Below are 10,778 nucleotides of genomic sequence, written 5' to 3'. Positions count from 1 at the left end.
TTCGGGCTTGCCTGGCACCTTCGAACGCGTCCGTTCGAAGGCGCGGCGGTATCAGAGGGAGGGGCCAGGATCGTGTCCCAGGCCGTGGCGCGCTCGCGGCCCGAAGCCTTCCGCGCCCGGATCGGCTACGCCTGTCCCTCCGGGCGATCCGCTTCAGTCCCGGGAGTGACGAGCCGAGAGTAACGAGCGATGAAAGACGATCCGCGCAGCCACGGCCTCTGGGAGCGAACGGCTCCGCCGGCCCCGCCGACGGCCCCCCTCGACGGGCGGATCGCCGTCGACGTGGCGATCGTGGGCGGCGGGTTCACCGGCACGTCCGCCGCGCTCCACCTCGCGGAAGCCGGCGCCCGCGTCGCCCTCCTCGAAGGAGTCGAGATCGGGTTCGGCGGGTCGGGCCGGAATGTCGGGCTCGTCAATGCGGGGATGTGGGTCATGCCCGACGACCTGCCCGGCGAACTCGGCGAGCTCTACGGCTCGCGCCTGCTCGACCTCCTCGGCGGGGCGCCCTCCGTCGTCTTCGACCTGATCGAGAGGCACGGGATCGCCTGCGAGGCCGAGCGCCGGGGAACGCTGCACTGCGCCGTCGGCCGGAAGGGCCTCGCCGAATTGCAGGAGCGCGCCCGCCAGTGGCAGGCGCGGGGCGCCCCGGTCCGGCTGCTCGACGCGGAGGAGACCGCCCGGACGATCGGGACCCGGGCCTATGCGGGCGCGCTCCTCGATGCGCGGGCCGGCACGATCCAGCCGCTCGCCTATGCCCGTGGCCTCGCCGCGGCGGCGATCGCGGCCGGGGCCCGGATCTACACCGCGAGCCCGGTCGTCGCCGTGACCGATGCGGGGACGAACTGGCGGCTCGACACCCGCCACGGCAGCGTCGAGGCGCCGTCCGTCGTCGTGGCGACCAACGCCTATACCAGCGCGGTCTGGCCGGAGATCCGGGCGGAACTCGTCCACCTACCGTATTTCAACATGGCGACCGCGCCCTTGGGGGACAACCTGCGGCGCTCGATCCTGCCCGAGCGCCAGGGCGTCTGGGACACGAAGAGCGTGCTGAGCTCGTTCCGGTTCGATCGCCAGGGCCGGCTCGTCTTCGGCAGCGTCGGCGCCCTGCGCGGTCCGGGCGTGGCGATCCACCGCGACTGGGGCCGGAGGGCGCTCGCCCGCCTGTTTCCGCAGCTCAGAGGCGTGCCGTTCGAGACCGAGTGGTACGGCCAGATCGGCATGACCGCCAACAACCTGCCGCGCTTCCACCGCCTCGGACGGAACGTCGTCTCGTTCAGCGGCTATAACGGCCGGGGCATCGCGCCCGGCACCGTCTTCGGACGTTGCCTCGCCGGGCTCGTCCAGGGGACGATCGGCGAGGACGACCTTCCCCTGCCGGTCACGGACCCCGTCGCGGCGCCGCGCCGGCGGCTGAGGGAGGCAGTCTACGAGGCGGGCGCCCAGCTCGCGCATCTGACGGATGCGCGCTTCTGATACCCTTGCGCCTTCGCATCGCCGTGTCGATGCGAAGGCGAGCGGCGCATCAGCTCCGGCGCTCGTTCGGGCTTGCTTGGCACCGTCGAACGCGTCCGTTCGAAGGTGCGGCGGTATAAGACCCTGTTCGACGCGCCGGGCCGTCGCGTCAGGACGCGTGGTGCGTCTCGGCCAGCGCGTAGACCGGCGTCGGCAGCCCCTCCATCCGGGCCTTGAGCTGCAGGGCGAGGTAGAGCGAGTAGTGGCGCGACTGATGCAGGTTGCCGCCGTGGAACCACAGCGCCTCCTGCCGGGTCGGTTTCCACATGTTGCGCAATTCGCCCTCCCAGGGTCCCGGATCCTTGGTGGTGTCCGAGCCGAGGCCCCAGCACTTGCCGACCCGGTCGGCGACCTCCTGGCTGATGAGCTTCGCCGCCCAGCCGTTCATCGAGCCGTAGCCGGTGGCATAGACGATCACGTCGGCGGGAAGCCGCGTGCCGTCCTCCAGGACGACCGCGTCCTCGGTGATCTCGCCCACCTTGCCGTGCGCCAGCTTGATCTTGCCGTCGGCGATCAGGTCGGAGGCGCCGACATCGATGTAGTAGCCGGAGCCGCGCCGCAGGTACTTCATGAACAGGCCCGATTCATCATCGCCGAAATCGAGCCGGAATCCCGCCTTCTCGAGCCGGGCGTAGAACTCGGCGTCGCGCGTCTTGGCTTCCTCGTAAACCGGCACGTGGAACTCGTGCATGATGCGGTAGGGCACCGAGGCGAAGAGCATGTCCGCCTTGTCGGTGGTGATGCCCTTGGCGATCGCCTCCTCCGAGTAGAGGCCGCCGAGTGCCAGCTCCATCAGGGTGTCGGACTTGACGATGTGGGTCGAGGAACGCTGCACCATGGTAACGTCGGCGCCGTTCTCGTAGAGGTCGGCGCAGATATCGTGGGCCGAGTTGTTGGAGCCGATCACCACCGCGCGCTTGCCGCGATAGGCCTCGCCGCCCGGATGCCGGCTGGAATGGTGGCTCTCGCCCGCGAAGCGCTCCATGCCCGGATAGGTCGGCAGGTTCGGCATGCCCGACATGCCGGTGGCGAGCACCAGCTGCTTCGGCCGCAACGTCAGCCGCTCGCCGTCGCGGGTGAGTTCGACCACCCACTCGCCCGCCGCCTCGTCGTAGCGCGCCGAATGCACCTCGGTCTTCGACCAGTAATTCAGCTCCATGACCTTGGTGTACATCTCGAGCCAGTCGCCGATCTTGTCCTTGGCGGCGAAGACGGGCCAGTGATCGGGGAAGGGCAGGTAGGGCAGGTGGTCGTACCAGACCGGGTCGTGCAGGTGCAGCGACTTGTAGCGGCTGCGCCACTGGTCGCCCGGCCGGTCGTGCTTGTCGACGACCAGGGCCGGCACGCCGAGGCGCTTCAGCCGGGCGCCGAGCGCGATGCCGCCCTGGCCGCCGCCGACCACCAGCGCGTAGGGCTGTCGCGTGCGGCCGAGCGCGGCCTCCTCGTCGCGCCGCCGCTCCGACCACGAGCGCCGCCCGGGCTCGACGCCGTGATGCACGCCCCGTTCGCGCCGCGGCCCGCCCGGCTCCTCGAAGCCCTTCAGCTCGCGCGCCGCGGTGAGCAGCGTCCAGGCCGCGTCGCCCTTCAGCCGCAGGTAGCCGCGCCCGCGCAAGGTGGCGGTCTCGAAGCCGATCCAGGCCTCGGTCAGGCCGTCCGCCTCGCTCGCCGCCTCCTCGAGGGTGAAGCTCCCGGGCGACGCCGCGCCGAGCTGCGCCTGGAGCATGTCGCGGATGGCCCCGCGGCCCTCCAGCGTCGTGATGTTCCAGGTGAAGGCGACGAGGTCGCGCCAGAAGCAGGTCTCGGCGAACAGCTCCGCCGCCCCGGCGGCGTCGCGCGCTCGCAACGCGGCGTCGAAGCGGTCGAGCCAGGCGATCACCCGCGCATCGGCGGGCGATAGGCGCTCCACGTTGCGAGCCATGGCGTCCATTGGGGTTCCTCCTTGTGTTGTGCGGGAGGTTGCGCAAGCGCTGTGCCACGGTGCGGATGGAGCAGGACGTCGTTCCGATCCGAGAGCACAATCCACTCGCGACGAGCGCGGCACGCGTCGGAAAAGAGGCGAGTAAAACTGCCGGGAGTAGCCTGCGACGGAGACATCTGAGGAGCGAACTCAGCCGAGGAATGGGCCGGGCGATACGCCACCGGCATCCTCGAGGCGTTGAGCGGCGCAGGCCTGCCGCCTCACCTGTGGCGCCCCACCTGTCGCGTGAGACCTGCCCTGCACCAGGTGGCGGCCCCCTCAACCCGCATGGTTGGGCGAGACGAGGCCGAGGCGGCGCATGCGCCGGTGCACGGTGGAACGGTCGAGCCCGAGATCGCGCGCGACCGCCGAGACGTTCCAGGCGCGTCGCCGCAGGGCTGCGGTCAAGGCGTCGTCACCCGCCGGGGCTGCTTCGGGCGGGGCGTCGTTTATGCTCCCGGCCAGCACGGTGGGGGGCAGGTCGGACAGGCCGATCTCCGGCTCCTCGGCGAGGGCGCAGGCGTAATCGAGCACGCTGACCAGCTCGCGAACGTTGCCGGGCCAGGAATGGCGGGCGAGAGCGGCCGCGGCCTCGGCCGAGAGGCGCGGCGACCCGGGCCGTCCCACCAGCCGCCGCGCGATCAGGGCCGGGAGGTCGGCGCGCTCGCGCAGGGGCGGCAGGACGAAGCGGGCGCCGGCCAGACGGTACAGCAGGTCCTCGCGGAAGCGGCCGTCCCGCACCAGGGCGGCGAGGTCGCGATGCGTCGCCGCTATCACCCGGATGTCGACCGCCTGCGGCGTCGTCGCGCCGAGCGCCGTCACCTCGCGCTCGGCCAGCACGCGCAGGAGGCGGGTCTGCGCCGCGAGCGGCATGTCGCCGATCTCGTCGAGGAACAGGGTGCCGCCATCGGCCTGCTGCACCAGGCCGGTCTTGCCCTTGGCGGCCGCGCCCGTGAAGGCGCCCGCCTCGTGGCCGAACAGCTCGGACTCGATCAGGGTCTCGGGCAGGGCCGCGCAATTGACCGCGACGAAGGGTTTCGCGGCGCCTGCGGAGGTCCGGTGCAGCGCCCAATCCTGGTGGATGGCCTTGGCGAAGAACTCCTTGCCGGTGCCGGTCTCGCCGCCGACAAGGAGGCTCACCCCCGCGGCGAACAGGCGCGCGGCCCGGCCGGCCATCGTCGCGAGAGCGGGATCGGTGAAATCGGGCGGCGGGGGAGGGGCGCTCGACCGCGCGGCCCGCGCCGGCGGCGCGGCCGGCTCCAGCGCCAGGGCGTAGAAGCGTTCGCCCCCGCGCAGGCGCAGCACGCGCCGCTCGACCGGCACCGCCCGGGTGAGGAGCGGCAGGTCGTCGACCGAGGCCTCGAACAATGCGTCGAGGCGCAGGCCGAGGCCGGCGTGACGGAGGTCGGACGGACCGCGCGGACGGTGCAGGGCGCGGTCGATCAGCGCCCGCGCCCGGCTGTTGAGGCCGAGGATGCGCCCGCCCGCATCGACCGCGAGCGCGATGTCGGGTTCGATGTCGGCGAATTCCGGCGAGCGCGACAGGTGGAGGATCCACTCGCGCCGAAAGCCGTTATGCAGGCTCGCGGTCTCGATGCGGTGGGCGAACGAGGTGACGAGCTGGAGGGCGAGGTGCTGGCTGGCCTTCGGCGCCGGCGCCTGCAGCGCCGAGATGTCGAGCACGGCCGCCAGCGTCCCGTCGGCGGCGTAGACCGGCGCCGCCGTGCAGGTGAGCCCGATATGGTCGCCGGCGAAATGGTCGTCGAGATGGACCGACAGCGCCTCGCCGGTGGCGATGCAGGTGCCGACCGCGCAGGTGCCGGCGAGGTGCTCGTTCCAGTCCGAGCCGCGATACAGGCCGGCGCGGCGCAGCTCGCCGTCGCGGCTGGAATCGCCGATGAAGTCGACGGCGACGCCGCGGGCATCGGCCAGGATCAGCACGTAGCCGAGGCCCGAGACCTGGCGGTACAGGGCCTCGACGCCGAAGCGCGCCACGCGGATCAGGTCGTCCAGGGCGTCGCGGTGCTCGCGCAGGCGCGCCTGGGTGTGGATGTAGGCGCGCCGCGGCGCGGCGGGGTCGAGGCGGTACTCGGCCATGCATCGCCGCCACGACTGGTTGATCAGCGGATCGCGCGCGCCGCCGTCGCTCGCGGCCCGCACGAGCTCGTCGATATGCGCCAAAACGGCAGAGCGCATCGCGTCCTCCCCGATCTTTTCCGCCATTCTGCGCGCGAATGACGGGTGGGAAAAGACGGGGCCCCGAGGCTCAGGCCGGGCCGGAGCCCACGGTGGAATCCGGCGGCACGGGCCGCGGGCGCCGGTTCTCGTCGATTGCCACGAAGGTGAAGAGCGCCTGCGTGACTTTGATGGTCTCCTCGCTCTCCCGGGCGCGGCGCCAGGCCTCGATCTGGATGCGGATCGAGGAGCGTCCCACCGAGACGATGTGGGCGTAGAGGCTGACCTCGTCACCGACCACCACCGGCTGCAGGAAGGTCATGCCCTCGACCGCGATGGTGGCGCAGCGGCCCCGCGCGCGCCGCGCCGCGACGTTGCCGGCCGCGAGGTCCATCTGCGCCATGAGCCAGCCGCCGAAGATGTCGCCGGCCGGGTTGGTGTCGGCCGGCATGGCGATGGTGCGGATCACCGGGGGGCCCCAGGTCGCGTCGGGGGCGCAGGGGACGTCGGGGGCGGGCGAAGAGTCGGACATCGGCGGGGTCGGTCGCGTGGGAGGTGGGGACGTCACTGTAGAGCGTTCCTCACTCAAGGTCAGCGCAAGTTCGCGGGTGAACCCGCGCGTCGCCGGATCGGGCCCCGCCGGCCGACGCCGGCAGGGGCGGGTCCGTCGGGCGATCCAGCGCAGCACCACCAGCAGGGTCGTGACGGTGCCGCCCTGGACTCGGCACGACGATGGAGAAGGTGTGGGACGCGCCGAGCCCGAAGCCATTCCGACCAGGGTGCCGACCTGGTAGGTGATCGGCCGCGCCGTCCCCGGCGCGGTGAGCCTGCAGCCTCTCGACGCCTCGGAGGTGCCGGCGGAGGCCCGGGACCCCCAACCCCTCCTCAAAGGGAGGAGGGGAGGTGCCAGTTTTCGCAAGGGGTTCGATTTCGAGAACGCTGTATCGAGATTGGGTTTGAATTTTTATCTATGGCCACTCGCTTCATTTTCCTGAGTGGATCACGCGAACGTCGGATCACTCCTTCGCCAGTGCGTCCGCGAAGGCCGCGATGCGGTTGCGGGCGTAGGTGGGAAGGCCGGCGCTGATCGAGGTGCCGGTGTTGAACGAGGAATTGCCCATCAGCACCTGGGCTGGCAGCAGGTTGCGCAGGACCGGGACGCGCTCGTACTCCTTCTTGCGGTCGAGCACGTCGGCCTTGATGCCGAGCGTCATGTAGGCCGTGATCACCGTCTTGTTCGGGTCGGTCGCCACCGGCTGCATCACCGCCAGGAACTTGCCGAAGCGAAGGATCTGGTTGACCCAGAAGATATTCTGCTCCATCGCACCGGCCACTGGCGCCTCGATCTTCGTCAATTGCACGAGCTTCCCCGCCTCGTCGGGCGGCAGCACCCGCAGCTCGCTCTGGAACGACACGAACTCGGCGATCTTCTTGGCCGAGTCCTCGAGCTTGTTGGCCAGCTTCACCCCGAGCGGCAGCTTGCCCTCGAGATCGTAGCGCGACTCGATGCAGGTGGTGTCGGGCGCCTCGCACCACGGCCGGTCGGGCCGGCGGGCGAAGGCGGCGGCCGGATCCTTGGTCGGGGCGGCGTCGGAAGGGTTCAAGGCCTTGTGCTTGATCGCCGGGTCCATCCGCGACAGGAACGGGATCGTGGCGAAGCGCTTCAGGTCGATGCGGTCGGCGCTGCGCGGCACGATGAACCGCGCCTCGGCGACGTAGACCTTCAGCGCCTCGTGCCGGGGCTTGGCGACGCCGTTCACGGTCTGGACGTAGTCCGGCTCGACATAGGCCGGGTGGGGGGCGAGCAGCGCCTTCTGGGCCGGGCTGCGCTTGCCCCACTCGGCGAAAGGCACGAGGCCGCTCTCCGGGCTCGCCGGGTTGTCGCGGTGATCGGTGAACGCGATGGTGTTCGGCGCGATCCCCGCCGGGTCGAGCCCCGTCACGGCCGGCACGTCCTTGGTGCGGTACTCGGCGAGGGCCGGGGAGGCCGCGATGGTAGCAGCGAGCACGAGCGGAAAGAGGCGCGGGCGCGCCGTCAGGCTGTCACGCACGGGAAATCGTCCTGTCTGGAGGTCAGTAGTTCGGGTCGTCGCCGAACGGGTAGTCGGGGTCGCGCCGACGCGGCCGACGGACGCCCTCGTCCTCGTCGCCGAAGGGCGAGCGGCTGCGCGCGCCGGGCCAGTACGGCTCGGGCGGCGGCACCGGCTGGGCCCGGCGGGCATAGGGCCGCGGCTCGGGCCGGCCGAACAGGGAGCCGAACGGATCGTAGCGGTCGGAATCCGGCGCCTCGTCGGGCATCCGGCCCGGGTTCTCGCCCGGGAGCCCGCCCTCGAGCGCGTCGCCGTCCTGCTCGCTGTCCGGCCGCATCGCGTAGATCTGCTCCTGTGGCACCAGGCGGAAGCGGGTCTCGGCGAGGCGCCCGTCCACCGAGAGGCGGAAATGCTCCATGAAGCCGCCGCCGGCGACGCGGCTGCCGGAGCGCAGGTCGATCGGCTCGTCGGCGATCAGGCGCTTGGCCTCCGGGCTCGGGCCGGCGAGGGGAGACTTCGCCACCCCGTTGGCCCAGGCGGCCTGGAGCACCTGGGAGAAGATCGGCACCGAGAGGTGACCGCCGGTCTGACCGCGGCCCAGCGTGCGGCGCTTGCCGTCGGCATTGTCGTAGCCGACCCAGGCCACGATGGTGATCTCGTTGGTGAAGCCGGCGAACCAGGCGTCGTTCTCGTCCTCCGAGGTGCCGGTCTTGCCGGCGACGTAAGGCGAGAAGCGGGCGAGCGCCGCCGCGGTGCCGCGCTGGGTCACGCCCTGGAGCAGGCTCTTGAGCTGGTAGAACGCCACCCGGTCGGCCGAGCCGATGCGGGCGAGCGGCCGGTCGGCGTGCTGGTAGAGCACCTTGTCGCCCTGAGTCACGCTCTCGAGCCCGTAGGGCGAGGGCCGCTCGCCCTCGTTGGCGACGGCGGCGTAGAAGGTCGCGAGGTCGATCATCCGCACCGGCTGGGCACCGAGCACGAAGGGATAGTAGCGCTCGCACTCGGCGTAGAGCTGGGCTTCGAGCGCGATGTCGCAGACCTTCGAGAGGCTCGCCGGCGCCTTCTCGGCGATGCCGCCGCGCAGGAGCTGCGCGGTGACGAGGTTCTTCGAGTGCTCCAGGCCGCGGCGCAGGGTGGTGGGGCCGGAGCCGCCGCCCTCGTAGTTCTTCGGCGACCAGGAATCGCCCACCCCGCCGATCGGCGGCAGGGTGACCCGGGCATCCATCACCAGGGTGTTGGGCTGCAGGCCGGCATTGAGCGCGGCGAGATAGGTGAGGGGCTTCAGGGTCGAGCCGGGCTGGCGCACGCTCTGCGTCACCCGGTTGAGCTGGCTCAAGGGATACGAGAAGCCGCCCGCCATGGCGAGGATGCGCCCGGTGCGGTTCTCCATCACCAGCACCGCGCCCTGGACCTGCGGGCGGATGCGAAGATCCGCCCGGGGAGCGCCCTTGCCCTCCCAGACCTTCACCCGCACCACGTCGTAGGGGGCGAGCCGCCCGCGGGCCGCGCCGGGATTCAGGCTCGCGACCCGCCCGTCGGCGAGGCCGACCCGCATGCCGGCCTGACCGCCGGTGGAGAGCACCACGGCCGCCGGCCAGTGCACGTCGTAGAGCGGCAGTCGCGCGGTCTCGAGCGCCCGCTGCCAGGCCGGCTTGGGCCCGGCGGGCTTCGCCGCCTTGGCCTGCTTCGAGCCCTTCTTGCCCTTGGGCTCCGGCGCCGGGGCGGGGGCCGGCTCGGGCGCGGGTGCTGCGGCCTCGATTCGGCGCACGGCGTCGGCGAGGTTCGCCTCCGGTCCCTCGTAGCGGGCGCGGCCGGTGCCGGCCTCGTAGCGCGACAGGCTCTCCTGCAGGATGCCCTCAGTCGCCTCCTGGAGCCCGGCATTGAGGGTCGAGCGCACCGTGTAGGCGCCGGCGGTCAGCGAATCGAGGCCCGCCAGCATGCGCGCCTCGCGGGTGAGGTGGTCGACGAAGTGGAAGCCGGCATCCTGGCGCAGGCGCTCCAGCGGCGCGAGGCCGAGCGGCGCGGCGAGCGCCGCGTTCATCTCGGGCTCGGAGATCGTGCCCTCCTCCTTCATGCGGGTGAGCACGTAGGCGCGGCGCTCCCGCGCCCGGTCGGGGTAGCGGTCGGGGTTGTAGAAGTTCGGGCCCTTCGGCATGCCGCCGAGGAGCGCTGCTTCCGCGACGTTCAGATCCCTGACGGACTTCCCGAAATAGCTGCGCGCCGCCATCTCGACGCCGTAGGCGCCGCGGCCGAGATAGATCCCGTTGAGGTAGAGGCCGAGGATCTCCGGCTTCGTCATCACCCGCTCGGCCCGGGCCGCGACGATCATCTCGCGGATCTTGCGCTCGTAGGTGACGTCGTCGCCGACCGAGAGGTTCTTCACCACCTGCTGGGTGATGGTCGAACCGCCCTGCGGCCGGCCCGGCGAGGCGAGGTTGCCGATGAAGGCGCGGATCACCCCGCGCTCGTCGATGCCGTGATGCGTGAGGAAGCGCTTGTCCTCCGCCGCGATGAAGGCCTTCTGGACGAGCGGCGGAATCTCGCCGATCGGCACCGCGACACGCCGGCCGTTGGGCTCGAAGGTCTCGGAGAAGCGTTTGCCGCGTCCGTCGAGGATCGTGGTCGCGCCGGGCAGCCTGAGGGTCTTGAGGGCGTTCGCGTCCGGCAGGTCGGCGGCCGCCTTGTTGTAGAACTCGATCACGGCGCGCGCCTCGAAGGGCGAGTTCGCCGGGTTCTCGCCCTTGCAGAACTGCTTGTAGCTCGTGTTGAGCTCACCGATGTCGAGGCCGTGCAGCAGCTTCGATTCGCCCGCGACCGCCTTCGGATCCTCCATCGCGGTCGAGATCAGGTCGTCGAGGTTGATGTCCTCGATGTCGAAGGCCTTGCGCATGTGGGCGCAGCCGTCGCGCAGGAGCTGCACCACCGCCGGGCCGTCCTTGGCCGGATCGAACTCGGTCCGGATCGCGTCCGGGCGCGTGGTGACCTGGCTCAGCGTCAGGGCCGTGGCAAACAGCTTGATGAGGATCGCGTTCATCGATGACCAGAGGGCCGGGAGGCGCCAGCAGCAAGAAGCACCCGGCGGCCTGAACCGAGCATGGACAACGCGG

General features: G+C 71.4%; 6 protein-coding genes. 1 reads left to right on the top strand and 5 read right to left on the bottom strand.

The window, feature by feature from the left end:
- The first annotated feature begins 189 nt into the window (after positions 1–189).
- Entirely contained in the window at positions 190–1,473 is a 1,284-nt protein-coding gene (locus MFF64_RS10435; protein WP_099900348.1) for an NAD(P)/FAD-dependent oxidoreductase, read from the top strand.
- Between the two features lie 148 nt (positions 1,474–1,621).
- Here the strand turns inward: MFF64_RS10435 and MFF64_RS10430 are convergent, their stop codons facing one another.
- The 5 genes from MFF64_RS10430 to MFF64_RS10410 form a co-directional block, all read right to left on the bottom strand.
- Positions 1,622–3,430 carry a flavin-containing monooxygenase gene (locus MFF64_RS10430; protein WP_369010714.1) on the bottom strand — a complete coding sequence of 603 codons (1,809 nt, stop codon included), beginning with the start codon at positions 3,428–3,430 and terminating at the stop codon, positions 1,622–1,624.
- Positions 3,431–3,748: 318 nt separating this feature from the next.
- Positions 3,749–5,665, bottom strand: coding sequence for a sigma-54-dependent Fis family transcriptional regulator (locus MFF64_RS10425; RefSeq protein ID WP_099902760.1), 1,917 nt, complete (start codon positions 5,663–5,665; stop codon positions 3,749–3,751).
- Positions 5,666–5,735: 70 nt separating this feature from the next.
- A complete protein-coding gene (locus tag MFF64_RS10420) occupies positions 5,736–6,176 on the bottom strand; it encodes an acyl-CoA thioesterase (RefSeq protein ID WP_238190676.1) in 441 nt (146 codons plus the stop codon).
- A 484-nt stretch (positions 6,177–6,660) separates the two neighbouring features.
- Positions 6,661–7,695 carry a hypothetical protein gene (locus tag MFF64_RS10415; protein WP_099903556.1) on the bottom strand — a complete coding sequence of 345 codons (1,035 nt, stop codon included), beginning with the start codon at positions 7,693–7,695 and terminating at the stop codon, positions 6,661–6,663.
- A 22-nt stretch (positions 7,696–7,717) separates the two neighbouring features.
- On the bottom strand, positions 7,718–10,705 hold the full coding sequence (locus tag MFF64_RS10410; RefSeq protein ID WP_238190675.1) for a penicillin-binding protein 1A: 2,988 nt from the start codon (positions 10,703–10,705) through the stop codon (positions 7,718–7,720).
- Positions 10,706–10,778: the final 73 nt, after the last annotated feature.

It is taken from the genome of Methylobacterium frigidaeris (assembly GCF_022179185.1).
GTDB lineage: Bacteria > Pseudomonadota > Alphaproteobacteria > Rhizobiales > Beijerinckiaceae > Methylobacterium > Methylobacterium frigidaeris.
The sequence above is the reverse complement of the archived record's forward strand: the minus strand, read 5'-3'. Positions and strand labels throughout refer to the sequence as shown.

What these genes read in the sequence shown, in the direction of transcription:
- MFF64_RS10410 (WP_238190675.1), bottom strand. Translation starts at nt 10,705, where the DNA reads ATGAACGCGATCCTCATCAAGCTGTTTGCCACGGCCCTGACGCTGAGC.
- MFF64_RS10420 (WP_238190676.1), bottom strand. Translation starts at nt 6,176, where the DNA reads ATGTCCGACTCTTCGCCCGCCCCCGACGTCCCCTGCGCCCCCGACGCG.
- MFF64_RS10435 (WP_099900348.1), top strand. Translation starts at nt 190, where the DNA reads ATGAAAGACGATCCGCGCAGCCACGGCCTCTGGGAGCGAACGGCTCCG.
- MFF64_RS10425 (WP_099902760.1), bottom strand. Translation starts at nt 5,665, where the DNA reads ATGCGCTCTGCCGTTTTGGCGCATATCGACGAGCTCGTGCGGGCCGCG.
- MFF64_RS10430 (WP_369010714.1), bottom strand. Translation starts at nt 3,430, where the DNA reads ATGGCTCGCAACGTGGAGCGCCTATCGCCCGCCGATGCGCGGGTGATC.